At 70.7% G+C, this 25,823-nt stretch carries 25 protein-coding genes; 16 read left to right on the forward strand and 9 right to left on the reverse strand.

Annotated elements, in window-relative coordinates:
* The first annotated feature begins 9 nt into the window (after window positions 1-9).
* Window positions 10-825, forward strand: a complete 816-nt coding sequence (locus ACFQ6S_RS02300; protein WP_383402180.1) for an N-acetylmuramoyl-L-alanine amidase — start codon at window positions 10-12, stop codon at window positions 823-825.
* A gap of 70 nt (window positions 826-895) precedes the next feature.
* Here the strand turns inward: ACFQ6S_RS02300 and ACFQ6S_RS02305 are convergent, their stop codons facing one another.
* On the reverse strand, window positions 896-1,600 hold the full coding sequence (locus ACFQ6S_RS02305) for a FadR/GntR family transcriptional regulator (RefSeq protein ID WP_383402183.1): 705 nt from the start codon (window positions 1,598-1,600) through the stop codon (window positions 896-898).
* A 215-nt stretch (window positions 1,601-1,815) separates the two neighbouring features.
* Here ACFQ6S_RS02305 and ACFQ6S_RS02310 point away from each other — a divergent pair, with 215 nt between their 5' ends.
* Genes ACFQ6S_RS02310 through ACFQ6S_RS02345 form a run of 8 tightly spaced genes read left to right on the forward strand, consistent with a single transcriptional unit; the run spans window position 1,816 to window position 9,636 of the window.
* Window positions 1,816-2,886, forward strand: a complete 1,071-nt coding sequence (locus ACFQ6S_RS02310) for a sugar ABC transporter substrate-binding protein (RefSeq protein ID WP_383402186.1) — start codon at window positions 1,816-1,818, stop codon at window positions 2,884-2,886.
* A complete protein-coding gene (locus tag ACFQ6S_RS02315) occupies window positions 2,883-4,382 on the forward strand; it encodes a sugar ABC transporter ATP-binding protein (protein WP_383402189.1) in 1,500 nt (499 codons plus the stop codon). The genes ACFQ6S_RS02310 and ACFQ6S_RS02315 overlap by 4 nt, the downstream gene beginning before the upstream one ends.
* The gene (locus ACFQ6S_RS02320; RefSeq protein ID WP_383402191.1) at window positions 4,375-5,400 is read left to right on the forward strand and encodes an ABC transporter permease; all 1,026 of its coding nucleotides are present in this window, start codon (window positions 4,375-4,377) and stop codon (window positions 5,398-5,400) included. The genes ACFQ6S_RS02315 and ACFQ6S_RS02320 overlap by 8 nt, the downstream gene beginning before the upstream one ends.
* A 37-nt stretch (window positions 5,401-5,437) precedes the next feature.
* Window positions 5,438-6,799: an L-fuconate dehydratase gene (locus ACFQ6S_RS02325; RefSeq protein ID WP_383402194.1), complete on the forward strand. Its 1,362-nt coding sequence runs from the start codon at window positions 5,438-5,440 to the stop codon at window positions 6,797-6,799.
* Window positions 6,796-7,551 (forward strand): SDR family NAD(P)-dependent oxidoreductase, encoded by a 756-nt coding sequence (locus ACFQ6S_RS02330; protein ID WP_383402197.1) that lies wholly within the window; start codon window positions 6,796-6,798, stop codon window positions 7,549-7,551. Before ACFQ6S_RS02325 ends, ACFQ6S_RS02330 begins: the two co-directional genes overlap by 4 nt.
* The gene (locus ACFQ6S_RS02335) at window positions 7,548-8,495 is read left to right on the forward strand and encodes an aldo/keto reductase (protein ID WP_383402199.1); all 948 of its coding nucleotides are present in this window, start codon (window positions 7,548-7,550) and stop codon (window positions 8,493-8,495) included. The genes ACFQ6S_RS02330 and ACFQ6S_RS02335 overlap by 4 nt, the downstream gene beginning before the upstream one ends.
* Window positions 8,492-8,806 (forward strand): L-rhamnose mutarotase, encoded by a 315-nt coding sequence (locus ACFQ6S_RS02340; RefSeq protein ID WP_383402202.1) that lies wholly within the window; start codon window positions 8,492-8,494, stop codon window positions 8,804-8,806. The genes ACFQ6S_RS02335 and ACFQ6S_RS02340 overlap by 4 nt, the downstream gene beginning before the upstream one ends.
* A complete protein-coding gene (locus ACFQ6S_RS02345) occupies window positions 8,791-9,636 on the forward strand; it encodes an amidohydrolase family protein (RefSeq protein WP_383402204.1) in 846 nt (281 codons plus the stop codon). Before ACFQ6S_RS02340 ends, ACFQ6S_RS02345 begins: the two co-directional genes overlap by 16 nt.
* Here the strand turns inward: ACFQ6S_RS02345 and ACFQ6S_RS02350 are convergent.
* Window positions 9,624-11,045 (reverse strand): lipase maturation factor family protein, encoded by a 1,422-nt coding sequence (locus ACFQ6S_RS02350; protein ID WP_383402207.1) that lies wholly within the window; start codon window positions 11,043-11,045, stop codon window positions 9,624-9,626. The genes ACFQ6S_RS02345 and ACFQ6S_RS02350 overlap by 13 nt on opposite strands.
* Window positions 11,046-11,190: 145 nt before the next feature.
* Between ACFQ6S_RS02350 and ACFQ6S_RS02355 the strand changes: the two genes are divergently transcribed.
* On the forward strand, window positions 11,191-13,266 hold the full coding sequence (locus ACFQ6S_RS02355; RefSeq protein ID WP_383402210.1) for a SpoIIE family protein phosphatase: 2,076 nt from the start codon (window positions 11,191-11,193) through the stop codon (window positions 13,264-13,266).
* A gap of 70 nt (window positions 13,267-13,336) precedes the next feature.
* Window positions 13,337-14,200, forward strand: a complete 864-nt coding sequence (locus ACFQ6S_RS02360; RefSeq protein WP_383402213.1) for an Fpg/Nei family DNA glycosylase — start codon at window positions 13,337-13,339, stop codon at window positions 14,198-14,200.
* 27 nt (window positions 14,201-14,227) lie between these two features.
* Here the strand turns inward: ACFQ6S_RS02360 and ACFQ6S_RS02365 are convergent, their stop codons facing one another.
* From ACFQ6S_RS02365 to ACFQ6S_RS02375, 3 genes are all read right to left on the reverse strand, one after another.
* A complete protein-coding gene (locus tag ACFQ6S_RS02365) occupies window positions 14,228-14,881 on the reverse strand; it encodes a zf-HC2 domain-containing protein (protein WP_383402216.1) in 654 nt (217 codons plus the stop codon).
* Between the two features lie 151 nt (window positions 14,882-15,032).
* Entirely contained in the window at window positions 15,033-15,548 is a 516-nt protein-coding gene (locus ACFQ6S_RS02370; protein ID WP_383402219.1) for a hypothetical protein, read from the reverse strand.
* Between the two features lie 146 nt (window positions 15,549-15,694).
* The gene (locus tag ACFQ6S_RS02375) at window positions 15,695-16,240 is read right to left on the reverse strand and encodes a sigma-70 family RNA polymerase sigma factor (RefSeq protein WP_383402222.1); all 546 of its coding nucleotides are present in this window, start codon (window positions 16,238-16,240) and stop codon (window positions 15,695-15,697) included.
* Window positions 16,241-16,452: 212 nt separating this feature from the next.
* Between ACFQ6S_RS02375 and ACFQ6S_RS02380 the strand changes: the two genes are divergently transcribed.
* The gene (locus ACFQ6S_RS02380; RefSeq protein ID WP_383402224.1) at window positions 16,453-17,598 is read left to right on the forward strand and encodes a CapA family protein; all 1,146 of its coding nucleotides are present in this window, start codon (window positions 16,453-16,455) and stop codon (window positions 17,596-17,598) included.
* 1 nt (window position 17,599) lies between these two features.
* Here ACFQ6S_RS02380 and ACFQ6S_RS02385 read toward each other — a convergent pair whose 3' ends face one another.
* Entirely contained in the window at window positions 17,600-18,073 is a 474-nt protein-coding gene (locus tag ACFQ6S_RS02385) for a MarR family winged helix-turn-helix transcriptional regulator (protein ID WP_383402227.1), read from the reverse strand.
* Window positions 18,074-18,130: 57 nt separating this feature from the next.
* Between ACFQ6S_RS02385 and ACFQ6S_RS02390 the strand changes: the two genes are divergently transcribed.
* Window positions 18,131-18,955: an alpha/beta fold hydrolase gene (locus tag ACFQ6S_RS02390; protein ID WP_383402229.1), complete on the forward strand. Its 825-nt coding sequence runs from the start codon at window positions 18,131-18,133 to the stop codon at window positions 18,953-18,955.
* 12 nt (window positions 18,956-18,967) lie between these two features.
* Here ACFQ6S_RS02390 and ACFQ6S_RS02395 read toward each other — a convergent pair whose 3' ends face one another.
* On the reverse strand, window positions 18,968-19,405 hold the full coding sequence (locus ACFQ6S_RS02395) for a pyridoxamine 5'-phosphate oxidase family protein (RefSeq protein ID WP_383402232.1): 438 nt from the start codon (window positions 19,403-19,405) through the stop codon (window positions 18,968-18,970).
* Between the two features lie 47 nt (window positions 19,406-19,452).
* Window positions 19,453-19,914: a universal stress protein gene (locus tag ACFQ6S_RS02400; RefSeq protein ID WP_383402235.1), complete on the reverse strand. Its 462-nt coding sequence runs from the start codon at window positions 19,912-19,914 to the stop codon at window positions 19,453-19,455.
* Window positions 19,915-20,001: 87 nt separating this feature from the next.
* Here ACFQ6S_RS02400 and lysX point away from each other — a divergent pair, with 87 nt between their 5' ends.
* The gene (gene lysX, locus ACFQ6S_RS02405) at window positions 20,002-23,280 is read left to right on the forward strand and encodes a bifunctional lysylphosphatidylglycerol synthetase/lysine--tRNA ligase LysX (protein WP_383402238.1); all 3,279 of its coding nucleotides are present in this window, start codon (window positions 20,002-20,004) and stop codon (window positions 23,278-23,280) included.
* Window positions 23,281-23,382: 102 nt separating this feature from the next.
* On the forward strand, window positions 23,383-24,258 hold the full coding sequence (locus ACFQ6S_RS02410; protein ID WP_383402241.1) for a polysaccharide deacetylase family protein: 876 nt from the start codon (window positions 23,383-23,385) through the stop codon (window positions 24,256-24,258).
* A 29-nt stretch (window positions 24,259-24,287) separates the two neighbouring features.
* Here the strand turns inward: ACFQ6S_RS02410 and ACFQ6S_RS02415 are convergent, their stop codons facing one another.
* A complete protein-coding gene (locus tag ACFQ6S_RS02415; protein ID WP_383402244.1) occupies window positions 24,288-24,953 on the reverse strand; it encodes a class F sortase in 666 nt (221 codons plus the stop codon).
* Window positions 24,954-25,286: 333 nt separating this feature from the next.
* Between ACFQ6S_RS02415 and ACFQ6S_RS02420 the strand changes: the two genes are divergently transcribed.
* Window positions 25,287-25,784, forward strand: coding sequence for a hypothetical protein (locus ACFQ6S_RS02420; protein ID WP_383402247.1), 498 nt, complete (start codon window positions 25,287-25,289; stop codon window positions 25,782-25,784).
* Window positions 25,785-25,823 lie beyond the last annotated feature (39 nt).

The raw sequence follows: 25,823 nt of genomic DNA on the forward strand, positions 1-25,823 counted from the left end.
GAGGCACATTTGAAGCTTGTCACGCGAGCCCAGCTCGGCTGGCCCGCATCCGCCGCACCCGCACAGACTTCGACCAAGGGCGTGAAGGTCCACTACGAAGGCGCGCCGGTCAGCGTCAAGCTCCTCGACGACCACGATCTGTGCATCGCCGAGTGGAAGAGGATCCGAGTCGACCATCTGAACAACGAGAAGGAGAACTACTCGGACATCGCCTACAACTACGGTGCCTGCCCGCACGGTCACCTTCTGGAAGGCCGGGGCCTCGGCAAGCGCACCGGGGCGAACGGCAACCAGGAACTCAACCGCGGCCATTACGCGATCGTCGGCCTGGTCGGCTCCGAGGGGCTCACCAAGCCGACGGACGCGATGCTCGGCGCGATCCGCGACGGCATCGAACTGCTGCGCAAGCACGGTGCCGGCAAGGAGATCAAGGGGCACAAGGACGGCTTCGCCACGGCGTGCCCCGGCAAGCACCTGTACGCGTGGGTGGAGAAGGGTGCCCCGCGGCCCGGGGGCTCACCGACCGTTCCGGGTCCGCGGCCGGTGATCGACGTGTCGAAGGTCGTCGCCGCGGCCCTGCACGACCCGGCCAAGCCGGGCACGCCCGTGTCGTACGCCGGTGTGAAGAGGGTGGAGAAGGCCCTCGTCGCGGAGGGCCTCCTCGAAGGGCGGTTCGCGGACGGCCACTTCGGCACCACGACCGTCGCGGCGTACGCCGCCTGGCAGCGCCGCTGCGGGTTCTCCGGCGACGACGCCAACGGCATTCCCGGCCAGGTGTCACTGGAGAGGCTGGGGCGCGAGCACGGGTTCGACGTGACGCCGTAGCCCGGTCATGACGGGGGCCGTTCTCCTCACCCGCAGGTGAGGGGAACGGCCTTCTGCGTCATGGCGGTCCTCAGCCGCCGAGCTGCGCTCGCAGCCACTCCTCCACCTCGCCCACATGCGCGGCCGCCGCGGCCCGCGCCGCGTCCGGGTCGCGGGCGATCAGGGCGCGGTGGATCGCGGCGTGCTCGCGTCGGGTGCGGGTGAAGGCGCCCTCCTCCTGGTAGCCGCGCCAGACGCGGGCACGGAACGTGCGGGAGGACAGGCCCTCCAGGATCGCCGCCATGGTCTCGTTGCCGGCGGCGATCGCGATCTCGCGATGGAAGGCCAGGTCGTGGGCGAGGATCTCCTCCGGGTCCTCCGTGGCGTTCATCGCCGTCAGATGCTTCTCGACCTCGGCGAGCTGGTCCGGGGTGATCCTCGCCGCCGCCAGCGCGGTCGCCGTCGACTCCAGGATGCGGCGCACTTCCAGCAGTTCCACCAGACGCGGGCCCCGGGACAGGTCGGCGACCACGCCGAACGTCTCCAGCAGGTCGCCGGCCTCCAGTTGGGTGACGTAGATGCCCGAGCCGTGCCGGGCCTCCAGGACCCCCAGCACCGTGAGCGCGCGGATCGCCTCGCGCATCGAGCTGCGGGAGATGCCGAGCCGGGCGGCCAGATCGCGCTCGGTGGGCAGCCGCTGGCCGGGCTCCAGCCGCCCCTCCGCGATCAACGCCTTGATCTGCTCGATGGCGCGCTGTGTCACGGTGCCCTTCTGCGGGGCTGTCTCGTCGTCCACGCCGTTCCTCCCGTCGGCCGAGGCGTCTGCCCGCGCCCGGTGAGCGGCAGTGTAATCACCAGGTTGGTCGGACCACTACGGTTTGGTCCGACCACTACGGCCTGAAACCGCGAAAATCTGCCCCCGAAGGGTGTTGTATCGCCGAAGTGGTCTGATAAATATGCGGGCATCTGCTCGAACCAAGTGCTCGAACACGCTCAACGAGGAGCCGCCAGATGCCCGGCACGACAGCGCGGAAGCAGAACAGGTCACGGATGGTCAGGGCGGTGTGCGCGGTCGCCGGCGCCTCGCTCGCGCTCGCCGCGTGCGGCAGCACCAAGGACACCGGCGCCGCCGGAGCCCAAGGCGGCGGAAGCGGCCAGGTCGGGGTGATCCTGCCCCTGCTGACCTCGCCGTTCTGGCAGTCGTACAACGACTACGTGCCGAAGATGGCCGACTCCCAGGGCGTCGACACGCTCAAGACGGTCAACTCCAACAGCGATCCCTCCCAGCAGATCACCGACATCAACAACCAGCTCAACCAGGGCGTCAAGGGCCTCGTCGTCGCCCCGCTGGACAGCGCCGCCATCGAGGCCGGCCTCGACCAGGCCGAGCGCAAGGGCGTACCGGTCGTCGCGGTCGACGTGGCGCCCGACAAGGGCAAGGTCGCGATGGTGGTGCGCGCGAACAACGTCGCGTACGGCGAGAAGGCCTGCGACTACCTCGGGGAGAACGTCTCCAGTGGCAAGGTCGTGCAGATCATGGGCGACCTGGCCTCCGTCAACGGCCGTGACCGCTCCGAGGCCTTCCGTGCCTGTGTGAAGAAGAAGTACCCCAAGCTGAAGGTCCTGGAGATCCCCGCCAAGTGGGAGTCCGACACCGCGGCCTCCAAGCTCGACACCCTCCTCAACGCCAACCCCGACATCAAGGGCATCTACATGCAGGCGGGCGGCGTCTACCTCGCGCCCACCCTGCAGACCCTGAAGTCCAAGGGAATGCTCAAGACGGCCGGGGAGTCCGGGCACATCGCGATCGTCTCCAACGACGGCATCCCGCAGGAGTACGACGCCATCCGCAAGGGCGAGATCGACGCGACCGTCTCCCAGCCCGCCGACCTCTACGCCAAGTACGGCATGTACTACATCAAGGCGGCGATGGAGGGGAAGAAGTTCGAGCCGGGCCCCACGGACCACGACTCGACCATCGTCAAGCTGCCCAGCGGCATCCTGGAGGACCAGCTGCCCGCGCCGCTGGTCACCAAGGAGAACGTCGACGACCCCAAGCTCTGGGGCAACACGGTCAAATGACGACGTCACTCGTTGAAGCGCGGGACATCGTCAAGCGCTACGGCCCCACCACCGCCCTCGCCGACGGCCGGCTCACCGTCCTGCCCGGCGAGTCGCACGCCCTCGTCGGCCGCAACGGCGCCGGCAAGTCGACCCTGGTCAACATCCTCACCGGGCTCCAGGCCGCCGACGAGGGCGAGGTCCGCTTCGACGGCGAGCCCGCGCCCCCGCTGGCCGACCGCGACGCCTGGCGCCGCAAGGTGGCCTGCGTCTACCAGAAGCCCACCGTGGTCCCCGAGCTGACGGTTGCCGAGAACCTGTTCATCAACCGGCAGCCCCTCCAGCGCGGCTTCATCAGCTGGCGCAGACTGCGCACCGAGGCCGCCGAACTCCTGGCCACCTGGGACGTGCACGTCGACCCCGAGGCCCGCACCGCCGACCTCAAGGTCGAGGACCGTCAAATGGTGGAGATCGCTCGGGCGTTGAGCTTCGGCGCCCGGTTCATCATCCTCGACGAGCCGACCGCCCAGCTCGACAACCGGGAGATCGAGCGGCTGTTCACCCGCATGCGGGCGCTGCAGGACTCCGGAGTCACCTTCCTGTTCATCTCGCACCACCTGCAGGAGGTGTACGAGGTCTGCCAGACCGTCACGGTCCTGCGTGACGCCCGCTGGATCACCACCGCCCCCGTCGCCGAACTCCCGCGCCGGGCGCTGGTGGAGGCCATGGCGGGGGAGTCCCTCGAGGCCATCGCCGAACAGGCCGTGGACCCCGGGGACGTCGACCACGACGGCCCCGTCCTGCTCGAAGCCCGCGGGCTCACCTCACCGGCGTACCGGGACATCGATCTCACCGTCCGCCGCGGCGAGGTAGTCGGGCTCGCCGGGATCAGCGGCAGCGGCAAGGTGCAGCTCGCCGAGTCCTTCGCGGGGCTGCACACCCCGACCGGCGGGACCGCACGGCTGGACGGAGACCGGCTGCCGTTCGGCGATGTGCAGGCCGCCCTCAAGGCCGGCGTCGCCTGTGTGCCCCGCGACCGGCACGACCAGGGCCTGGTCGCCGGCATGACCATCGGCGACAACGCCACCATGAGCGTCCTCGACCGGCTCGGCCGCTTCGGCTTCGTCGGCACCGAACGCAAGCGCGGCTTCGCCACCGCCCTCATCGAACGCCTCGACATCCACACCGAAGGCCCCGACCAGCCGGTCTCGGACCTGTCCGGCGGCAACGCGCAGAAGGTGGTCATGGCCCGCGCGCTGGCCTCCGACCCCCGGCTGCTGGTGCTGATCAACCCCACCGCGGGCGTCGACGTGAAGTCCAAGGAATCCCTGCTGGCCCGCGTGGACAGCGCCCGCGACGACGGCATCGCCGTGCTCGTCGTCTCCGACGAACTCGACGATCTGCGGCGCTGCGACCGCGTCCTCGTCCTGTTCCACGGCCGCGTCGTCGCCGAGCACCCGGCGGGCTGGCGCGACCACGAGCTGATCGCCTCCATAGAAGGAGTGGACCATGGCTGACACCAAGGCCCCACCGGTTGCGCCCGTCAAGGTCCCCGATGCCCGCGCGGCCAGGACGGTGCTGCTCCGCCGCGCCCGCGAACTCGCCCTGGTTCCGGCCCTGTTGCTCCTCCTGGTGCTCGGCGCGGTCGTCAACGACTCCTTCCTCACCGAACGCAACCTGATCTCGATCCTCGGCGCCTCCGCCGCCCTCGCGATGGTCGTGCTGGCCGAGTCGCTGGTCCTCATCACCGGCAAGTTCGACCTGTCCCTCGAATCGGTCGTCGGCATCGCACCCGCCGTCGGTGCGCTGCTCGTGCTGCCCGCCGCCCAGTCCGGCTGGGGCACCGAACTCCCCGCCGCGCTCTCGCTGCTGGCGATCCTCGTGGCGGGCGCGGCCGTGGGTGCCTTCAACGGCATCCTGGTCGTGAAGTTCAAGCTCAACGCGTTCATCGTGACGCTCGCGATGCTGATCGTCCTGCGCGGTCTGCTGGTCGGCGCGACCAAGGGCAAGACGCTGTTCGGCATGCCCGACAGCTTCTACTCCCTCGCCACCACGACCTTCATCGGCATCCCGATGTCGGTGTGGCTCGCCGCGGCCGCCTTCGCCGTCGCCGGGTTCGTGCTGAAGTACCACCGCATCGGGCGCGCCCTGTACGCCATCGGCGGCAACGCGGACGCCGCCCGCGCGGCCGGTATCCGGGTCGAGCGGGTGATGCTCGGCGTGTTCGTCGTCGCGGGCACCCTCGCGGCCGTCGGCGGCATCATCCAGACGGGCTATGTCGGCGCGATCAGCGCCAACCAGGGCAACAACATGATCTTCACCGTGTTCGCGGCCGCGGTGATCGGCGGCATCAGCCTGGACGGCGGCAAGGGCACCATGTTCGGCGCCCTGACCGGCGTACTCCTCTTGGGCGTCGTCCAGAACCTGCTCACCCTCGCCCAGGTCCCGTCGTTCTGGATCCAGGCCATCTACGGCGGAATCATCCTGGTCGCCCTCATGATCGCCCGTGTGACGACGGGCCGCGCCCAGGACTGACCGCGCGCCGTCCCCGCCACCGACCGAAAGGCCCTCTGTGTCCCCGACCTCCGGCACCCCCGGCGCCTCCGCCCGCGTCACCGCGGTCGACACCTATGACATCCGCTTCCCCACCTCGCGCGAGCTCGACGGCTCCGACGCGATGAACCCGGACCCCGACTACTCGGCCGCGTACGTCGTGCTGCGCACCGACGGGGCCGACGGCCACGAGGGGCACGGGTTCACCTTCACCATCGGGCGGGGCAACGAGATCCAGGTCGCCGCGATCGAGGCGCTGCGCGGCCATGTCGTGGGCAGGTCCGTCGACGAGCTGTGCGCCGACCCGGGGACCCTCAACCGCGACCTGATCGGCGACAGCCAGCTGCGCTGGCTCGGCCCCGAGAAGGGCGTGATGCACATGGCGATCGGCGCGGTCATGAACGCTGTGTGGGACCTCGCCGCCAAGCGCGCCGACAAGCCCCTGTGGCGCCTGCTCGCCGACGCCGACCCGGAGTGGATCGTCCGTCAGATCGACTTCCGGTACCTCACCGACGCACTCACGCCCGAGGAGGCGCTGGCGATCCTGCGCCGGGGCCGCGAGGGCGCGCAGGAGCGCGTCCCCCGGCTGCTGGAACGCGGCTACCCCGCCTACACCACCTCCGCCGGCTGGCTCGGCTACGACGACGACAAGCTCACCCGGCTCGCCGCCCAGGCCGTCGCCGACGGCTTCCGGCAGATCAAGCTGAAGGTCGGCGCCGACCTGGAGGACGACGTACGGCGCTGCCGTGTCGCCCGCTCGGTCGTCGGCCCTGACATCCGCATGGCCATCGACGCCAACCAGCGCTGGGACGTGGCCGAGGCGATCCGCTGGACCAAGGCCCTCGCCGAGTTCGACCCGTACTGGATCGAGGAGCCCACCAGCCCGGACGACGTCCTCGGCCACGCAGCCATCCGCGAGGCCGTCGCCCCGGTGAAGGTGGCCACCGGCGAGCACGTCCAGAACCGGGTCGTCTTCAAACAGCTGCTCCAGGCCGGCGCCCTCGACTTCGTCCAGATCGACGCGGCCCGCGTCGGCGGCGTCAACGAGAACCTCGCCATCCTGCTGCTCGCGGCCAAGTTCGGGGTGCCGGTGTGCCCGCACGCGGGCGGCGTCGGACTGTGCGAACTCGTCCAGCACCTGTCGATGTTCGACTATGTGGCGGTCACCGGCACCACGCGGGACCGCGTCATCGAGTACGTCGACCATCTGCACGACCACTTCCTCGACCCGGTGGCGATCAGGGAAGGTCACTACACGGCACCCACCGCGCCGGGTTTCTCGGCCGCCATGCGACCCGAGTCGATCGCGCGGTACACGTTCCCCGGTGGCGACTTCTGGGCCGCCGACCTCAAGACGCAGAAGAAGGGACAGGCGGCATGAGCGACTTCGAGGGTCTCAAGGCGCTGGTGACGGGAGGCGCCTCCGGCATCGGCCGGGCCACGGCCGAACTCCTCGCCGCGCGCGGTGCCCAGGTCGCCGTGCTCGACCTGGACCCGTCGTCCGTGGAGAAGCCGCTGCTCGCCTTCCGCGCCGACGTCACCGACGACACCTCCGTACGCGAGGCCGTGGCCGCCGCGGTGGCCGGCCTCGGCGGACTGGACGTGCTGGTCAACAACGCAGGCATCGGCGCCCAGGGCACCGTCGAGGACAACGACGACGCCGAGTGGCACCGGGTCATGGACGTCAATGTCGTCGGCATGGTGCGGCTCGCCCGCGCCGCCCTGCCCCATCTGCGCCGCTCCACGCACGCGGCGATCGTCAACACCTGCTCCATCGCGGCCACGGCGGGGCTGCCGCAGCGGGCGCTGTACAGCGCGACCAAGGGCGCCGTGTACTCGCTCACCCTCGCCATGGCCGCCGACCACGTCCGCGAGGGCATCCGCGTCAACTGCGTCAACCCCGGCACGGTCGACACTCCGTGGGTCGGCCGCCTCCTCGACGCCGCGGCCGACCCGGGCGCCGAACGCGCCGCGCTGGAGGCCCGCCAGCCCACCGGCCGTCTCGTCTCGGCCGTCGAGGTCGCGGGCGCCATCGCCTACCTGGCGAGCCCGCTCTCCGGCGCCACGACCGGCACCGCCCTCGCCGTGGACGGCGGCATGCAGGGCCTGCGTCTGCGGCCGGCGGGCCGGTGAGCATCCCCCGGGGAATCGGCTTCGGAGCCGCCGTCATCGCCAACCTCTACACCGAGGTCACCGACGAGCAGGCGCACGAGGCGGTGTCCGCCGCCTGGCAGCGCGGCATCCGCTACTACGACACCGCACCCCACTACGGCCTCGGCCTGTCCGAACGCCGCCTCGGCGCGGTCCTGCTCGAGCACCCGCGCGAGGAGTACACGGTCTCGACCAAGGTGGGCCGCCGCCTGGAGGCACAGGCCGACGGCGGCGACGACCTGGGACACGGCTTCGCCGTCCCCGCCACGCACCGCCGCGTCTGGGACTTCACCGCGGACGGCATTCGACGCACCCTGGAGGCCAGCCTGGAACGGCTCGGCCTCGACCGCGTCGACATCGTCTACCTCCACGACCCCGACGACCACGCCGAGCAGGCCTTCCGGGAGGGCTACCCGGCCCTGGAGAAGCTCCGCTCGGAGGGAATGATCGGCGCGATCGGTGCGGGCATGAACCAGGCCGAGATGCTCACCCGCTTCGTCCGCGACACGGACGTCGACGTGGTGCTGTGCGCGGGCCGCTACACGCTGCTCGACCAGAGCGCGCTCACGGAACTGCTGCCCGCGGCCGTGGAGCGAGGCGTCTCCGTGGTGATCGGCGGTGCCTTCAACTCGGGACTGCTGGCGGATCCCAAGCCCGGGGCGACGTACAACTACGTCCAGGCGCCGGGTGAGTTGCTGGACAAGGCCTTGCGCATGAAGGAGATCGCCCGGCGTCACCACATCACCCTGCGTGCCGCCGCGCTCGCCTTCTGCGTGGCCCATCCGGCTGTGGCGAGCGTTCTGGTGGGCGCCCGCTCGGCTGCGGAAGTCCACGACTGCGTCGACCAGTTCGCCACACCGGTGCCCGCCGCCTTCTGGCAGGAGTTGCGGGACACCGGACTCCTGGCCACCGAGGAGCCGTCATGAGGGTCGCCCTGCACACCAAGGTCCGCGCGGACCGCGTCGCCGAATACGAGGCCGCCCACCGGGAGGTGCCGGTCGAGCTCACGGACGCCATCCGGGCCGCCGGTGCGACGTCCTGGACGATCTGGCGCAGCGGCACCGACCTCTTCCACGTCCTGGAGTGCGAGGACTACGGCCGTCTCCTCGCCGAGCTGGAGAAGCTGCCGGTCAACGTGGCCTGGCAGGCCCGCATGGCCGAACTGCTCGACGTGGTGCACGACTACTCCGGCGAGGGCGCGGACGCCGGGCTGCCCGCCGTATGGGAGCTGCCGTGACGGTCGTCGACGCCCACCACCACGTCTGGGACCTGTCGGTGCGGGACCAGGACTGGATCACAGGCCCCGAACTCCGGCCGCTGCGACGGAACTTCACGGTCGCCGACCTCGCGCCGGAAGCGGAGTCGGCCGGAGTCGGCCGTACCGTACTCGTCCAGACGATCACCGTCGCCGAGGAGACGCCGGAGTTCCTGGCCCTCGCCGCCGAGCACGAGCTGATCGCGGGCGTCGTCGGCTGGACCGACCTCACGCGATGGGACGTGGCCGAGGAGCTGGCCCGGCTGCGGGAGCTGCCCGGCGGGCAGTATCTGAAGGGGATCCGCCACCAGGTGCAGGGCGAACCCGACCCGGAATGGCTGCTGCGTGCGGACGTACGGCGAGGACTGGCCGCCGTCGCCGAGGCAGGGCTGGTGTACGACCTGATCGTGCTGCCGCACCAGCTGCCGGCCTGCGTCAAGGCGGCCGTCTCGCTGCCCGAACTCACCTTCGTCCTGGACCACTTGGGCAAGCCGCCGATCGCCTCCGGGCACCGTGAGCCCTGGACCTCCGACGTCCGCGCCCTCGCCGCGCTCCCCAACACCGTCTGCAAGCTCTCCGGCATGGTCACCGAGGCCGACCCCGCCTCCTGGACCGTCGACGACCTGCGCCCGTACGCCGACGTGGTGCTGGAGGCCTTCGGACCGCCGCGCCTGATGTTCGGCTCGGACTGGCCGGTGAGCACGCTGGCCGCGACGTACGGTCAAGTCCTGTCCGCGGCAAGGGAGTTGACCGACTCGTCCGATCGGGAGCAGATCTTCGAGGTGACCGCCACCCGCGTCTACGATCTCTGAGCCACCCCGGCCAGCCGGGTCGGCGGCAGGAACTCCCGCACATACGTCCGCTTCCAGCACGCGCCCGTCTCCCGCAGCTCACGCCAGGTCGTGTACCGGTAGCGGAAGAGACGGGCGCGGACGTAGCGGGGCGGCGCGTCGGGCGGGAAGGGGGAGTGGCGCAGCAGTTTCAGGGTGTCGCGGTCGTTCTCCAGAAGCCGCTCCACCAGGGTGCCGAACCATGAACCGGCGTACGCGGGCGACAGCGCGGCGAACCACATCAGCCAGTCCAGCCGCAGATGGTACGGCGCGAACTGCCGGGGCCAGCGCCGGGGATCGCCCGGTTTGCCCTTGAACTCGTACTCCCGCCAGTCCGAGTCCTCGCGCGGTACGTCCTCGGAGGTGCCCTCGATCACCACCTCGTACCGGATCCTGCTGACGCTGCCGAACGCGCCGTAGGTGTTGACCAGGTGGAGCGGGTCGAAGGAGCGGTTCATGATCTGGCGGCGGGAGATCATGTTGGCGACCGGGTGGTAGCTCAGACCGGCGAGGAGCACGGCGACCGCGAGGACGACGACCTCGAACCACAGCGGTGCGTCGGGCACCGACGGCGGATCGCTCGGGAACCGGAGCGCCGACAGGGCCAGCACGATGGTGATCCAGTTCAGCCAGGAGAAGTTGCCCGAGAGGACCAGCCACAACTGGGTGACGATCATCAGCGCGGCGGCGGCCGACGCGATGGGCTGCGGGGTGAAGAGGAGGACGGGCACGACGAGTTGGGTGAAGTGGTTGGCGGCCACCTCGACCCGGTGCAGGGGCCTCGGCAGATGGTGGAAGAACCAGCTCAGCGGGCCCGGCATCGGCTGGGTCTCATGGTGGTGGTCCAGGCAGGTGAGTTTTCGCCAGCACTCGTCGCCGCGCATCTTGATCAGACCCGCGCCGAACTCCACGCGGAACAGGATCCAGCGCAGCAGGAAGAGCACGACGACCGGCGGTGCCACCTCGTCGTTGCCGAGGAAGACGGCGAGAAAGCCGACCTCCAGCAACAGGGACTCCCAGCCGAACGAGTACCAGGTCTGGCCGACGTTGACGATCGACAGGTACAGCGCCCACGGGATCAGCCACAGCAGCATGGCGCCCCACAGGGGCACCACGGAGTCGAGCCCTGCCAGCAGTGCCGCCGACACCGCGCCGCCGGCCCAGGCGCAGCCGGCGAAGAAGCGGTCCGAGTAGTGGAGGTGGAACAGGCTGGGGGCCGCCTTGAAGGGCACCCGCTCGACGAAGCGCGGCACGGGCAGCATGCCGCGCTCACCCATCAGCGCCCGGAACTGAAGGGCCGCCGTCAGGAAGGCGACGAGGTACACGCCGGCCAGAGCCCGCTGGAAGACCAGCCGACTCGTCCAGTAGTCCGGTGCGACGAACCAGTCCACGGCCGTACCCCTCCTCTCCTCATTGTCGTCCCCTCGACCGATGTGACTCTCCGTATACCACTTCTCCGCTTGCGTGACCAAAGGGCGTGAAGACGGTTGCGTCGCCCCAGTCGAAGAATCCGGCAAATCCTGGCAAGGTGGGCCCATGGTTGATCGGGGAGCGAGCGCCCTGTCACTCCCGGACGACTGGCCCGCCCACCCGGACCCGATCCTGGCGCTCAACCGCATGGGCACCTTCGACTGGGACCTCGACGCCGGCGTGTTCCACATGGACGCCCAGGCCCACGAGGTCTTCGACCTGCGCCCCGGTGAATACGACGGAAACCCCGCGAGCCTGGCGATCCGGGTGCCGTCGCCGGAGGGCTACCGACTGGACGGCCTGGTCTCGCAGGCCCTGAAGGACGGCAGCGAGAACTACGGCGCCTACTTCCGCATCCGCCGCCGCGACGGCACCATGCGCTGGACGCACACCCAGGGCTACATCCGCCGCGACGAGACGGGCCGGCCCCGCCGCATCGTCGGCGTCGTCCGCGACGCCACCGACGAACTCGCCGAGAGCGAGGAGCGGCGCGAGCTGCCGACCGACGACGAGGCACGGCGCCAGCAGACCAGCGTCGTCCAGCTCACCACGGCCGCCCTCGCCCACGCCCGCACCATCCAGGACGTCATCGACGTCCTCAAGGACACCCACGGCCTGACCCACCTCGGCGCCAAGAGCCTGGTGATGGGCCTGGTCGAGGCCGGCCGCATCCGGCTGGTCGCCGAGGGCCCCGCCGGCAGCTTCGTGCCGGGCACCCTGGTCACCCGGATCGACGAGCAGTACCCGATGAGCGAGGTCGTACGGACCCTCGGTCCGCGCTTCATCGAGTCACCGGAGGAGTTCGCCGAGAGCTACCCCGTCCTGTGGCCGCACATCACCGACCTGAACATCACGTCCGCCGCCTATCTGCCGCTGATCGCCCAGGCCAGGCCCATCGGCGCCATCGGGCTGCTCTACAGCGACCGGCGCGGCTTCTCCACCGAGGACCGCAACGTCCTCCTCGCCCTCGGCAGCAGCATCGCGCAGAGCCTGCAGCGGGCCATGTTCTACGAGCAGGAGAAGGACCTCGCCACCGGCCTCCAGCAGGCCATGCTGCCGCGCACCATCCCCAGCGTGCCCGGCGCCGACGTCGCCGTCCGCTACCGCTCCGCCTCGCTCGGCCGCGACATCGGCGGCGACTGGTACGACCTGATCCCGCTGCCGGGCGGCCGGGTCGGCGCCGTCATCGGTGACGTACAGGGCCACGACACACATGCCGCCGCCGTCATGGGCCAGTTGCGGATCGTCCTGCGCGCCTACGCCGCCGAGGGACACACCCCGGCGACGGTGATGGCCCGCGCCTCCGTGTTCCTGCACGAGCTGGACACCGACCGCTTCGCGACCTGCCTGTACGCGGAGGCCGACCTGTCCACCGGGGTCGTGCAGGTGGTGCGGGCCGGCCACATCGACCCGCTGATCCGGGAGCCGGACGGCGCCTGCCGCCGCATCTCGGTCGAGGGCGGGCTGCCGCTCGGTCTGTCCGCGGAGTTCGGGCGGCTCGAATACCCGGTCGGCACGATAGAGCTGGACTCCGACCACACCCTCCTGCTGTGCACCGATGGCCTCGTCGAACAGCCCGGCACCGACCTGGACGACGGCATGCAGACCCTCACCGCGCTCATCGCCGACGGCCCGGCAGATGTGCGGGCCCTCGCGGACCGCCTCATCGACGTGGCCGAGGCACGCGGCGGCGACGACGACGTGGCCCTGCTCCTGCTGCGCCGCCGCGTCCTGGACGCCCCGCAGGCCGGCGGCCGGCTCCAGCAGCACGTGGCCCCCGGCGATCCCGAAGCACTCACCGCGGCCCGGCACATGATCCGCGCCGCCGTGCGCGCCTGGGGCGCCGCCGACCGGGCCGACGAGATCGAACTGGTCGCCGACGAGCTGATCACCAACGCCCTGATGCACACCGAGGGCTCCGCCGTCGTGACCCTGCGGGTCCTCGCCGGCTCCGAACGCCGGCTGCGCGTCGAGGTCGAGGACTCCTCCAGCGCCCTGCCGCGCCGCCGCGAGGCGGGGGAGTCGGGTGTCTCCGGCCGCGGACTGCTCCTGGTCGACCTGCTCACGGACGTGTGGGGCGTGGAGGCGCGGGGCGGCGGCAAGGCGGTGTGGTGCGAATTCCTGGTGCCGGAGCGGCCCTGACCGCCGCAGGGCACGCGACGCGTGAGTGAACCCACCCGGCACTGTCGGTGCCGGATGGCACTCTGGACGTATGCCGGAACTCCCCGAGGTCGAAGCGCTCAAGGACTTCCTGACCGACAACCTGGTCGGCCATGAGATCGTCCGTGTGCTGCCCGTGGCGATCAGCGTGCTCAAGACGTACGACCCCCCGGTCACCGCTCTCGAAGGCCACGAGGTCACCGCCGTACACCGCTACGGCAAATTCCTGGACCTCGAGACGGCCGACGGCCCCCACCTGGTGACCCATCTGGCCCGCGCGGGCTGGCTGCAGTGGAAGGACGGGCTCCCGAGCGGTATGCCCCGCCCCGGCAAGGGACCGCTCGCGCTGCGCGTGGCGCTGGAGACGGGCGCGGGCTTCGACCTGACGGAGGCCGGCACACAGAAGCGGCTCGCGGTGTACGTCGTCCAGGATCCGCAGCAGGTCCCGGGCGTGGCCCGGCTCGGCCCCGACCCGCTCGCCGACGACTTCGACGAGACGCGGTTCGCGGACCTGTTGAAGGACGAGCGCCGCCAGATCAAGGGCGCCCTGCGTGACCAGAGCCTGATCGCCGGGGTGGGCAACGCCTACAGCGACGAGATCCTGCACGCGGCCAAGATGTCGCCCTTCAAGCTCGCGGCGTCACTGACCCCCGAGGAGACGGCCCGGCTGTACGGGGCCCTGCGGACGACTCTCACCGAGGCGGTCGAGCGCTCGCGCGGGGTCGCGGCCGGCCGGCTGAAGTCCGAGAAGAAGAGCGGCCTGCGCGTTCACGGCCGCACCGGCGAGCCATGCCCGGTCTGCGGCGACACCATCCGCGAGGTCTCCTTCAGCGACTCCGCGCTCCAGTACTGCCCGACGTGCCAGACGGGTGGGAAGCCGCTGGCGGACCGGAGAATGTCGAGGCTGCTGAAGTAGTCCGGAACCGGACGGTGGGGGAGCGGTTCAGCGGGGTTTGAGCGTCACCAGATGCTCGCCGTCCGCCGTTCGCACCTCGTAGCGCGTGATCTCTTCGGTGTGCATGGCCGACGCGCCCATCATGGTGTTCTCGCGGGCGTCGTGGTGGGCGGCGGACCAGCTGGTCACGGTCTCCTCCGCCCCGTCCCGGCCGATGGCGATCAGATGGCAGGGCCGGGGGCCCGCGCCGTCCTTCACCTTCAGCTCGACCTGGGTGCCGTAGGCCTCGTCCTCGGTCGTGACCTGCGCCCACACCCCGGACCGTTCGTCGGTCGCCTCGACGACCCGTACGGTCCCGCCGTCGCCGTTCGCCAGCATCGCGAGGCCGGGCGCGGCGAGGGCGATCACCACCGAGGCGGCCACGGCGTACAGGGTGCGCCGGCGCAGTGCGCGATGGCGGGCCGCCACCGCTTCGAGCAGCCGGTTCAGCATCTGCGGTCCCGGCTTGGCCATGGGGTGGACGAACTGGGGCGTGGCCCGCCGGTACAACATCAACTGGCGGGTGATGGGCCCGAACTCGGTCACGTGTGCCGCACAGCGGGGGCACTCCATGAGGTGGTCCTCGAAGCGGAACGCCTCCGCTTCGTTCAGCACGCCGAGCGCGTACGCGGCGACGTCGCGATGCCTCTCCAGGGACCTCATGCCGAATCCTCGTGCCGTTGGGTGTGGGGTGTGTTACTCCTTGCGCCCACTGGTACGCACCAGACAGTCGAATCACTCAAGGCCTATACAGAATCGCAACCAAGGGATTCGTAGCGGTCGGTGCCGAGGATTGGTCCGGGGAGAAAAGAACTTAAAAAAGGTGGATGGCGAGATGCCCGAGCGGCAGCCCGAGCTGCCAGGCAGGCGTCCACACCTTCGGTCCCTCGTCCTCGCCCACCAGGGCGCCACCGCCCGGTACCGCGTTCAGATCGGGCGCGAGCAGCTCGGTCTCCTGGAGCCAGCGCCAGGCCGCCTCGGCCAGCTCCAGGTCGGGCGCGGGCCCGCCGGACTCCACCGCCTCGGCCGCGAGTGCCGCCATGCGCCGGCGCACCCAGTCCTGCCACGGCTGGTCGTAAGCCGTCAGCGAAAGCCAGGTCTCCAGCTGGGTCACCACCCGGATGCCGGAGAGCTCGCCGTCGGTGTCGGACAGGAAAATGGTCAGCGCCAGGGCGTCACGCCCGGCGCGGAACTCGAAGGACGTCGGCGGCATCAGGTCGCCGGTGCGCAGGAGCTCGTCGGCGATGTACTCGGCGTACAACCAAGCCATGGGGACGGTCAGTTCACCGCCACCGGTGCCGTCCGTGCTCTCCTGACCTCTGTGCAGCATCCCTTCCTGCCTTCCTCCGGTGAGTGCGTCGCCCTACCCCGGGGCCCTGGGCCCTTGCCCAATCCGGAAAACGGATGAGGACAGCCGATTACTCAACCGGGGTGTTCAGCAAGGCGCTTTACGGAGGTTTGACTCAGCCTTCGGTTTCACCGCAGGTCGGCCGCGTATCCGGGAAGCACCCGGCGCAGGGCGCGCAGCGCATAGTACGCGCGGGACTTCACCGTACCGGGCGGAATTCCAAGGGTTTCCGCGGCCTCCGCAACACTCGCCCCTTGGAAGTACACGAGCACCAGGACTTCACGGTGCTCCGGAGTGAGAGTCTTCACAGCCTCGCGGACATCGAGCATCTCGGCGGCCCGCTCGGCGTGGTCGGAGATGACGCGCGCGTTCTCCAGGATCGCGTCCCCGACCTCCGGCGGCCGTGCCTGCCGTGCCCGCCGTGCGTCGATGGCGAGCCGCCGCCCGACGGTCATCAGCCAGGGCCGTACGGAGTCGAAGTCGTCGGCGCGCAGGGCCTCGGGATGCTGCCAGGCGCGCACCAGCGTCTCCTGCACGAGGTCCTCGGCGCGCTGCCGGTCGCCGTCACAGAGCCGGAGCAGGAGCGCGAAGAGGGGCCGGCCGTGCTCGCGCTGCAGTGCGGCGAGCTCGTGCTCGGCGGTCGTCCCGTTCGTGAGGGTGGTTCCGGCCGTCATGGCCGTATGGCATCGCAGGCGGCGGTTCTGGGACAGGGAGCACGCACGGCTCTGCGGCGGACGGTCGATCGCGTCGACGAACGGTTCGATGAACGGTTCCTTCCGCAACCCGGGGCGGTCCGGACGGGCTAACGGAAGCGGTCGAATTGTTTGCGGGAGGGCTGTATTTCGTACCTATTTGATGCGTATATACGACCGCAAGGGGTGAGCTGATGATCGCACGCAGTCGGCTCGTGGCCATCGCTGTCACGGCCGTCCTCGCCGCAGGAGCCGCCTGCCAGGCCCACAACCGCGAGGCCTCGGGGGGCCCGGGCGCCTCCGCCGGCACCCGCGGCTTCACCCTCGTCGCCTCCGGCGACGTCGTCCCGCACACCCCGATCATGGACCGCGCACGCTTCGACGCGGGCGGCAGGGGGTACGACTTCCGCCCGATGTTCGCGGGCATCGAACCCGTGGTCTCCCGTGCCGATCTGGCGCTGTGTCATATGGAGACCGTCTACGGGGAGAACGGCGAGTACACCGGCTACCCCCTCTTCAAATCCCCGCCGGAGGTCGCCCAGGGCCTCGCCGCCACCGGCTACGACGGTTGCTCCACCGCCTCCAACCACAGCCTCGACGACGGCGCCGCCGGCATCCTGCGGACCCTCAACGCCCTCGACCGGGTGAAGGTGCGGCACGCGGGCACGGCCCGCAGCGACGGCGAGGCGCGCAGTGTGACGGTGCTGCGCGCGGGCCAGGCCAAGGTCGCGCATCTCGCGTACACCTTCGGCGTGAACGGCTTCCCGCTCCCGCCGGGACAGCCCTGGGCGGTGAACCTGATCGACCGGGAGAAGATCGTCGCGGAGGCACGGGCCGCCCGGAAGGCGGGCGCCGACGTGGTCGTCGTATCGCTGCACTGGGGCACCGAGTGGCAGGACGCGCCCGACGAGGAGCAGCTGACGCTGGCCCGCGAACTCACCGCCGCGCGTTCCGGCGAACGCCCCGACATCGACCTGATCCTCGGCACCCATGCCCATGTCCCGCAGGCCTACGAGAAGGTCAACGGCACCTGGGTGGTCTACGGCATGGGTGACCAGGTCGCCGGCGCTATGTACAACCAGCAGGGCGTGCAGGACCCGCGCGCCAACCAGTCCACCCTGGCCCGCTTCACCTTCGAACCGCCGACCCGGGGCGACGGCCGCTGGGAGGTGTCGAAGGCCGAGTTCGTCCCGCAGCTGTTCGACATCGACGCCGGGCGGGTGCTCAATCTCAACCGGTCCATCGCCCAGGGCGCCGAACTGCGGGGCGTGCGGGACCGGATCCGGGAGGTCGTGCTGAGCCGGGGTGCGGGGGAGGACGGGTTGGAGATGGGGGAGTAGATCAGTCCACGTCCACGTGGTCGAAGGTCTTCAGCATCTCCTTCAGCACGCGTGCGCACGCCCGCAGCTCGGCGTCGGTCAGATCGCCGCCGACCTGCCGGTTCAGGGCGTGCTCGCGCGCGAGGATCGCGGTGATGACGGCCTCCCCCTCCCCCGTGATCCGGATCAGCGAGGAACGCTGGTGCGCGGGATTGGGGGTGGCCTCGACCCAGCCCCTGGCCACCGCGTCGTTGACCATGCGCTGCACGAACTGCCGGGTCAGCGCCATGAGCCGGGCCATCTGAGGCACCGTCATGGGCCCGTATCTGTGCAGCAGTACCAGGACGGAGCGCACGCCGACCGATACCCCCTCGACCTCCTCGCTCTGCTCGAGCTTGCGCAGGCCGCGCCGGTAGAGCGCGCCGATCAGGTCGAACACCTCGCTGACCCGGTCGCCGAGATCGTCGGGGGAGAGGGGCGTGCTGGAGTCGTCCACCGCTTCATCATGACACCTAGGTTGCCAAACCACTCCGAAGATGACACCTTGGTTGTCATGACGACAGCGACGAAAGCTTCGGAACTGCGCTTCTTCCCCTCCGCCGACGGCGACCTCGCCTACCTCGACACCGGCTCCGGCGACCTCGTGGTCCTCCTCCACTCCGGGTTCGTCGACCACCGGGTCTGGCGGGCCCAGATCCCGGCCCTGGCGGCCGGACACCGCGTGATCGCCCCGGACGTGCGCGGCCACGGTTCCTCGGCCAACGCGAGCAGGCCCTTCCGCTGGGCGGACGACCTGGCCGGCCTGCTGCACCACCTGGACGCGGGCCCCGCCGTCCTCGTAGGCGTGTCCATGGGCGGTCTGATCGCCACCAACACGGTGCTGGAGTACCCGGATCTCGTGCGCGCCGTCGTCACCTGCGGTGCCGCGACCGGGGAGTTCCAGTACACGGATGCCTGGACCCGCGAGCTACAGGCCGAGATGGCGCGCGCACTGGCCGCCGCGGACATCGAGGGCTGGCTCGATGCCTTCGAGCGGCTCCTGCCGGGACCGGAGCGGACCGTCGCCGACGTCGACCAGGACAGCCTGCGCCTGATACGGGAGATGGCCCGCGGCACGCTGTCGAAGCACACACCCGGCGAGAAGGACTGGTTCGTGCCCGTGGCGGACACCTTCGCACGCGCGGCGGAGATCACCGTCCCGCTGCTCACCCTCAACGGCGGCCTGGAGCCGGCCGACATGCTCGCCGCGGCCGAGCGGCTCGCCACCACCGTCCGCGACGGCCGTGCCGAAGTCGTGGACGGCGTCGCCCACTACCCGAACCTGGAGAAGCCGGAGATCTTCAACAAGGTCCTGCTCGACTTCCTGCAGACCCTGTGACGCCCCGTCGCCTCAGCGTGCGGTCACGTAACTCAGGTCCCGCACGCCGAGCGACGCCGGCTCCAGCCGCAGCCACACCGTGCCGCGCTCCGCCGGATCGTCGTGCAGATAGTGCACGAACCGCGGATCCCACCGGCTCTCGTCCGCACCCAGATAGCGCGTGAGCTTGCGCCGGCCACGGGGGACGTCGAACGGCACCAGATCGGCTCGGCCCCGCGCGGTCACCTGGCGCACGAGACCGGTCGCGGGATCGCACTCGTCGACCACGAGGGCCACCGCGGGATCCTCCCGCACCCGGTGCACGAGCCGTGCCCACGGCCTCGTCAGGATCCAGAAGGCGCCGTCCTCCCAGAGGTACCAGACCGGGCGCACCGTCGGCCCGTTGGTCGCGATGCGTGCGGTCAGCGGCCGTCGGAGGAAGGCGTCCACGTCGAAGGCATGAGAAGTCATGCCCCAGATGTATGCCCCGACGGAGCTACGCCACTACAGATCCGCCACTACGGCACCACCGTCACCGGCCACCGCCCGGCCTTGACCAGCCGGATCGCGACGGAGCCGACGATCCGGTGCCCGGCCTGCTCGGAGGCGCCCACCACCACGGCGTCCGCCTTCAGGTCGTCGGCCGCCTTCACCAGACCGTTGTAGGGGTCGCCCTGGAAGGTGTGGAACTCCCAGCGGACGTCGAATATCCCCTTGAGCCGCTCGGTCGCGTCCCGGATCTGGGCGATCAGATCCTCGGCGATCTCGCTGGTCGTGTCCGCGACCGGCGCCCCGAGCGCCGCGCCCGCCGTCATCACCGGCTGCACGTACACGAGGGCGAGCAGAGCGTTCTGCCGCCGGGCGAGGCCGGCCGCGTAGGCGGCCGCGTGCATCGAGGAGTCCGAGCCGTCGACCCCGACCACGATGACCTTGGGGCCGTCCGTGCCCCGCTCGAACCGGTGCGAGTGCTGTTCCGTCACGGCAGGAGGCTATCGGAAGCCCGAGGTCCCGCCGTCGGCCGGGACGCTCGACGGGCGAGGAGGCCGCGGGCTTCCTAGAGTCGGAACATGAGTGCCACCGTGGAGGCCGCCCCGGACCGACGCGCCAAGGGCCCGGCACGGCCGCCCGGGAAGGGTCCGCTCAGCAGGGTGCCGGAGGGTTTCGCGACCTTCTTCGGCGCCCTCGGACTGCTCTGTGTCCTGCTGGCCTTCATCCCGCCGCTGCGTGACGGGCTGCGTCCCGTCGTGCGCGCCCTCGACCAGATCATCGTCCCCGTCAGCGCCAACCTCGCCTACGCCGTCTTCCTCTTCCTGCTCGCCGCCGCGACGGCCGCCCGCAAGAAGATCGCCTGGTGGCTGGTCGTCGTCTATCTGGGCCTGCTCGTCCTGAGCGACATCCTCGGCACGGTCGTCGGCGACTACTCCGACTCCGTTCCGTCCCTCATCGTCTGCGCTCTCGCTCTGGCCCTGCTGATCGTCGCCCGCGGGGAGTTCTACGCCGCCTCCCGCAGAGCCGCCGTACGAAGAGCCCTCGGCGTCCTGTTCGTCGGGCTGGTCATCGGGATCCTGGCCGGCTGGGGGCTGGTCGAGCTGTTCCCCGGCACCCTGCCGCAGAGCCAGCGGCTCGCATGGGCCGCCGACCGGGTCTGCGGCGGCCTCGTCTCCGGCACCACCTACGACGGACGGCCGCCGCGCCCCCTGTACTTCCTGCTCGGCCTGTTCGGCGCGCTCGCCCTGCTGAACGCCGCAGCGACGCTGTTCCGCTCGCAGCGCATGGAGGCCGCCCTGCACGACGACGAGGAGGCCCGCATCCGCGCCCTCCTCAGGACGTACGGCGCCCAGGACTCCCTCGGCTACTTCGCCACCCGGCGTGACAAGGCCGTCGTCTTCTCGCCCAGCGGCAAGGCCGCCGTCACCTACCGCGTCGAGGCCGGTGTCTGCCTCGCCAGCGGGGACCCGGTCGGCGACCGGGAGGCCTGGCCGCACGCCATCGCCGTCTGGCTGGACCTGGCCCGCCGCTACGCCTGGGTGCCCGCCGCGATGGGCGCCTCCGAGGACGGCGCGACCGCCTACGCCCGCGCCGGACTCGGTGCCCTGCAACTCGGCGACGAGGCGATCCTGCGGCCGCAGGACTTCGACCTCGACGGCCGCGACATGCGGGTGACCAGACAGGCCGTCCACCGCGTCCGCCGCACCGGTGCCCACTGCCGTATCCGCCGCCACTCCACCCTCAGCGAGGCGGAGATGGAGGAAGTGATCCGCAAGGCCGACGCCTGGCGCGACACCGAGACCGAACGCGGCTTCTCCATGGCCCTGGACCGCCTCGGCGACCCGGCCGACGGCGACTGCCTCCTCGTGGAGGCGCTCGGCGAGGACGGTGAGCTGCTCGCCCTGCTCTCCTTCGTGCCCTGGGGCAAGGAGGGCATCTCCCTCGACCTGATGCGGCGTGACCGCGGTGCCCCCAACGGCGTCATGGAGTTCATGGTCGCCGAAGTGTGCGCCGTCGCACCGAAGCTGGGCATCCGCCGGATCTCCCTGAACTTCGCGGTGTTCCGCTCGGTCTTCGAGGAGGGCGCCCGCATCGGCGCCGGACCCGTGCTGCGGCTGTGGCGGCGGCTGCTGCTGTTCTTCTCCAAGTGGTGGCAGCTGGAGGCCCTCTACCGCTCCAACGCCAAGTACGACCCGCAGTGGTACCCGCGCTTCATCTGTTACGGCGAGGCCGCCTCCCTCGCCCGGATCGGCACGGCGTCCGCCATCGCCGAGGGCTTCGTCTCCGTACCGTCCCTGCACAAGCTCCGCAGAAAGGGGCACTCAAGAAACGGACCGCGCCCCGCCACCACCGAAGGACTGCCCTCGCTGGCGGCGCTCGGCCTCGAAGGAGGGGACGAGGCCGGGGCGGCCGGGCCGGATGCGGGCCTGCCCGAGCAGGTCCGCGTCCGGCACCGTACCCTCGACCGGCTGCGCGCCGACGGCGTCGACCCCTACCCGGTCGGCATCCCGGTCCGCACCCACGCCCTCGCCGACGTCCGCACGGGCGAGCAGGTCACCGTCGCCGGCCGGATCATGCTGCTGCGCGACTTCGGCGGCATCGTCTTCGCCGTGCTGCGCGACTGGTCGGGCGATCATCAACTCGCGCTCACCCGCAAGGACTCCGGCGCCGCACTCGACCGCTTCACCGCCGACACCGACATCGGCGACCTCATCAGCGCCACCGGCCTGGCCGGCGCCAGCGACAAGGGCGAGCCGACCGTCTTCGTCACCTCCTGGCAGCTCATCGGCAAGTGCCTGCGCCCCCTGCCCGACAAACGCCGCGGCCTCGCCGACCCCGAGGCCAAGGTCCGCATGCGCTATCTCGACCTGGTGTCCAGCCCCGTCGCCCGCGACGTGGTCCGCGCCCGCTCCACCGCCGTCCAGGCGCTGCGCCAGGGCCTGCTGCAACGGGGCTACCTCGAGGTCGAGACACCGGTGCTGCAGCAGATCCACGGCGGCGCCAACGCACGGCCCTTCACCACCCACATCAACGCCTACGACCTCGACCTCTATCTGCGCATCGCGCCCGAGCTCTATCTCAAGCGGCTGTGCGTCGGCGGCGTGGAGAAGGTCTTCGAGATGGGCCGCACCTTCCGCAACGAGGGCGTCGACTACAAGCACAACCCCGAGTTCACGATCCTGGAGGCCTACCAGGCGTACGCCGACTACGACGTGATGCTCGACCTCGTCCGCGAGCTGATCCAGGGCTGCGCGACCGCCGCCTTCGGATCACCGGTCGCCCACCAGGACGGCAGGGAGTACGACATCTCCGGGCAGTGGCCGGTCAAGACGGTGTACGGCGCGATCTCCGAGGTGCTCGGGGAGGAGATCGACCCCGGCACCGAACTGCTCCGGCTGCACCGGCACTGCGACCGTGTCGGCGTGCCGTACATCGCCGACGACGCCCATGGCGACGTCGTCCTGGAGATGTACGAGCGGCTGGTCGAGGAGAAGACCCAGCTGCCGACCTTCTACAAGGACTTCCCCACCGACGTCTCCCCGCTCACCCGCCAGCACCGCACCGACCCCCGGCTCGCCGAACGCTGGGACCTCGTCGCCTTCGGCACCGAACTGGGCACCGCCTACTCCGAGCTCACCGACCCCGTCGAACAGCGCCGCCGCCTCACCGCCCAGTCCCTGCTGGCCGCCGGCGGAGACCCCGAGGCCATGGAACTCGACGAGGACTTCCTCGACGCCCTCGAATACGCCATGCCGCCCACCGGAGGCCTCGGCATCGGCGTGGACCGTGTGGTCATGTTCCTCACCGGCCTGACGATCCGCGAGACCCTGCCGTTCCCCCTGGTACGCCGCCGCTGACCGGTCTCAGCGACCCCGACCCGTCGGCCGGGTGAGTGATTTCGAGCGTCCGTTCCGGTGTCGTACTGGTGCGTCGACCTCGCATCGGGCGACTCATGAGTCATGACCAACGATCAGCTGCCCCCGCGTCTGCTCACCCGGCGCCGCGCGCTGCTCGCCGGTGCCGCCGCCGTCGGGGCCGCCGGCACCGCCGGTCTGTTCACCACGTTCGCGGGCGGCGAGCGGGTCCTGCCGGCCGCCACCCCGACGCGGGCCGCCACCCCGACGCCGGTCGCCGGCCCGCAGGCGCGCCCGCTGCTGAAGCCTTCCGCCTACCGCCTCCAGCCCCTGACGGGATACGGCCCGCCCGAAGCCGCGCCCCGCCGCACCCTCGTACGGCGTGCACCGCTGCTGCGGGTGTCCGGACGCGGCCGCACCATGGTGCTGACCTTCGACGACGGACCGGACGCCCGCTACACCCCGTACATCCTGGACACCCTGCGCGAGTACGACGTCCGCGCGATGTTCTTCGTGTGCGGCGAGATGGTCGCCGAGAACAAGGACATCGTGGCCAGAATGGCCGAAGAGGGCCATGTCATCGGCAACCACACCTGGTCCCACCCGCTGCTCCTCAAGCTCGGCCGCGGCCGGATCCGCGAGGAGATGGAACGCACCAGCGACATCATCGAGGAGAGCTGCGGCGAGCGCCCCGTGTGGTTCCGTGCCCCCTACGGCGCCTGGAACCGCGCCGCCTTCCAACTCGGCGCCGAACTCGGCATGGAACCGATGGCCTGGACGGTCGACACCCTCGACTGGACCACCCCGGGCACCGGCACCATCATCGAACGGGTCGGCCAGGGCGCCGCCCCCGGCGTCGTGGTGCTCTCGCACGACGCCGGGGGCGACCGCTCCCAGAGCGTCCACGCGCTGCGGGCCTATCTGCCCCGGCTGCTGGATGCCGGGTATCACCTCACCGTCCCGGAACGGCATTACGCGTGACGGCTTTCGCCGCCCGGCCGGGGGAACGCTCAGCGGACCTCGACCAGGCTGGCGAAAGCGACGACGTTGCCGTCATAACCGGTCTGCTGGGAGAAACCGCCGCCGCAGGTGATGACCCGCAATTCGGCGGTGCCCTTCGATGCGTAGACCCGGTCGCCGGGGAAATTCTCCTTCTGGAAGACCTCGATGCCGTAGACCTCGAAAACGGCCGTCCTTCCGTCCTTGCGGACGATCTCGACGCGGTTTCCCTTCATGAGGGAGCCGAGACCGTAGAACACGGCGGGCCCCTGCAAGTTGTCGACATGGCCGACGACCACCGCGGTGCCCTTCTCGCCGGGCGAGACGGATCCGGTGAACCAGCCCGCCAGATTGGGGTCCTCCGCCGGCGGCGCGCCGACCCAGCCGTCCATGTCCAGGCCGACCGGGATCGCCGGCGCGTCCACCTGGATCGCGGGGATCCGGACCCGGTCCGGCAGGGCGAACGGCAGCGGGCGCGCGGCCTGGGTGAGGACGCCGGCGGGCAGCCGGTGGTCCGCCGCGGCCGCCGAGGCGGGCTGCGGGGGACCCACGTCGAACTCGCCGGAGCCATTGCGGACGAGCGCGAGACCGGTGAGCAGGACCAGCGCTATCACGCCCCAGGGAGCACGCTTCCTCCGCCGCTCCTCCTCTTCTTCGGCCAGTTCGAAACCGGGCATTCGACTTCCCCTCTCGACGCGGCCGTCGCCACGTCATTCGCGCATACGAAAACGCTAAGTCGCGTGCGCGAAACCGGCGACGGGGGCAGAGGCGAACGGGTGGCCCGAACTCCTTCGGTGCGCCATCCGAGTTGCCACCGGCCGGAAAATTCTGACGGTGCGTGACCTGCGGCAATTCCGATTGCGGGGTGATCTTCCGGCGTGTCCTCTCACCAGGACGGACCATCGCCGAAATGCGGCCCCGGGCATGGCAACTGAGGGTCTTTCTGGGAGGCGCTTTCTCGCCGATCGATACCGGGGACGGTTCCCGGGGCGTCTTCCGCGGAGGATCCCATGCGCACCACACGAACCCTGGCGGCCACCGTCACCGCGGTCGCCGCCCTCGGTCTGGCCGCCCCGGTGGCCGCGGCGCGCGACGGCATGCCCGTCGGCCCGAGCAACATCGTCGCTCTGCCCAGCGTCGTCGCACGCGGCGGGCAGCTGACCATCACCGTCGACGGCTGCCCACGCGGCGGCACCGCGACCTCGGACGCGTTCCGGCCCACGACACTGACGCCGGTCGGCGGCAACACGGCCAAGGGCACCGCCACGATCGACAGGAACGCGAGGCCGGGTGCGCACAGCATCACGGTCAACTGCACGGGCTCCAGCCGGCCCCTGACGCTCCCGAACGCCTTCACCGTCATCGGTGGCGTCCGCGGCGGTCTGGGCGGCAGCACCTCCACGGGGGCGACCCCGACCGACATGGCCATCGGGGGCGGGCTCATCGCCGTGGCCCTCATCGGCGGTGGGGTGTACTGGATGCGGCGGCGAGCGGAGAAGCGGATCTGAACCGCCGCCCGTCGCACGCGAGACAGGTCGCACCTGCAC

This window comes from Streptomyces sp. NPDC056479 (assembly GCF_042795335.1).
In the GTDB taxonomy this organism is placed as follows: domain Bacteria; phylum Actinomycetota; class Actinomycetes; order Streptomycetales; family Streptomycetaceae; genus Streptomyces.

Coding starts and splice junctions, on each gene's coding strand:
- ACFQ6S_RS02310 (WP_383402186.1), top strand. CDS start 1,816: ATGCCCGGCACGACAGCGCGGAAGCAGAACAGGTCACGGATGGTCAGG.
- ACFQ6S_RS02315 (WP_383402189.1), top strand. CDS start 2,883: ATGACGACGTCACTCGTTGAAGCGCGGGACATCGTCAAGCGCTACGGC.
- ACFQ6S_RS02320 (WP_383402191.1), top strand. CDS start 4,375: ATGGCTGACACCAAGGCCCCACCGGTTGCGCCCGTCAAGGTCCCCGAT.
- ACFQ6S_RS02330 (WP_383402197.1), top strand. CDS start 6,796: ATGAGCGACTTCGAGGGTCTCAAGGCGCTGGTGACGGGAGGCGCCTCC.
- ACFQ6S_RS02340 (WP_383402202.1), top strand. CDS start 8,492: ATGAGGGTCGCCCTGCACACCAAGGTCCGCGCGGACCGCGTCGCCGAA.
- ACFQ6S_RS02345 (WP_383402204.1), top strand. CDS start 8,791: ATGGGAGCTGCCGTGACGGTCGTCGACGCCCACCACCACGTCTGGGAC.
- ACFQ6S_RS02355 (WP_383402210.1), top strand. CDS start 11,191: ATGGTTGATCGGGGAGCGAGCGCCCTGTCACTCCCGGACGACTGGCCC.
- ACFQ6S_RS02360 (WP_383402213.1), top strand. CDS start 13,337: ATGCCGGAACTCCCCGAGGTCGAAGCGCTCAAGGACTTCCTGACCGAC.
- ACFQ6S_RS02365 (WP_383402216.1), bottom strand. CDS start 14,881: ATGAGGTCCCTGGAGAGGCATCGCGACGTCGCCGCGTACGCGCTCGGC.
- ACFQ6S_RS02370 (WP_383402219.1), bottom strand. CDS start 15,548: ATGCTGCACAGAGGTCAGGAGAGCACGGACGGCACCGGTGGCGGTGAA.
- ACFQ6S_RS02375 (WP_383402222.1), bottom strand. CDS start 16,240: ATGACGGCCGGAACCACCCTCACGAACGGGACGACCGCCGAGCACGAG.
- ACFQ6S_RS02380 (WP_383402224.1), top strand. CDS start 16,453: ATGATCGCACGCAGTCGGCTCGTGGCCATCGCTGTCACGGCCGTCCTC.
- ACFQ6S_RS02390 (WP_383402229.1), top strand. CDS start 18,131: ATGACGACAGCGACGAAAGCTTCGGAACTGCGCTTCTTCCCCTCCGCC.
- ACFQ6S_RS02395 (WP_383402232.1), bottom strand. CDS start 19,405: ATGACTTCTCATGCCTTCGACGTGGACGCCTTCCTCCGACGGCCGCTG.
- lysX (WP_383402238.1), top strand. CDS start 20,002: ATGAGTGCCACCGTGGAGGCCGCCCCGGACCGACGCGCCAAGGGCCCG.
- ACFQ6S_RS02410 (WP_383402241.1), top strand. CDS start 23,383: ATGACCAACGATCAGCTGCCCCCGCGTCTGCTCACCCGGCGCCGCGCG.
- ACFQ6S_RS02415 (WP_383402244.1), bottom strand. CDS start 24,953: ATGCCCGGTTTCGAACTGGCCGAAGAAGAGGAGGAGCGGCGGAGGAAG.
- ACFQ6S_RS02420 (WP_383402247.1), top strand. CDS start 25,287: ATGCGCACCACACGAACCCTGGCGGCCACCGTCACCGCGGTCGCCGCC.